The sequence below is a fragment of the Microvirga sp. P4_G7 genome (assembly GCF_056401005.1).
On record NZ_JBFUKD010001069.1, the window covers coordinates 1 to 783 of the forward strand.

The 783-nt window shown below is 61.4% G+C and carries 1 protein-coding gene; it reads left to right on the forward strand.

The features are described 5' to 3' along the window. The coding region (locus tag AC1DT3_RS23070) for a dipeptidase (RefSeq protein WP_477467487.1) at positions 1–599 on the forward strand (599 nt) is incomplete at its 5' end. Positions 600–783: the final 184 nt, after the last annotated feature.

Below are 783 nucleotides of genomic sequence, written 5' to 3' on the forward strand. Positions count from 1 at the left end.
TGCGGTCTATCGGCCCCGTCTGGAGCCGGCCGACGCGCTTCGGCCATGGCGTGCCGTTTCGCTATCCGTCGACCGCCGACACAGGCCCCGGCCTCACGGATCTTGGCCGCGAGCTCATCAAGGCGTGTAATCGCCTCAGGATCATGATCGACCTGTCTCATCTCAACGAGAAAGGTTTCTGGGACGTCGCAAAACTCTCCGACGCGCCTCTCGTTGCGACCCACTCGAACGCCTATGCCATTTGTCCGCACTCGCGCAATCTGTCGGACAAGCAGTTGAAGGCGATCGGCGAAAGCAAAGGCATGGTCGGCTTGAATTTCGCCACCTCGTTCCTTCGCCCGGACGGCCTGCGCAATGCCGACACGCCCCTGACGGACATGATCCGCCATATCGACCATCTCATCGAACAGGTAGGCGTCGATGGCGTCGGCCTCGGATCCGATTTCGACGGTGCGACCATCCCGGCCGCCATCGGTGATGCGACGGGCCTGCCGAACCTTGTCGAGGCGATGCGCAAGCACGGCTACGACRACGCGACCTTGCGAAAGATCTGTTACGAGAACTGGATCGGTGTGCTGGAACGGACCTGGGGTCACTGAACGCACCAGAGATTGCGGTCACTGAGAAAAAGGAGCGATGGCGATCCACCGTTCCTGTTTCTCGATCGACTTGCGATGATGCAATCTCAGCGCTCGGCCTTTGCCGTCAGCGCAAAGAGACTGGCAAGTCCGCCGACGGCCAGCATCACGAGAAGGCTCACCGCGTTGATGGCCGGCGATGCGC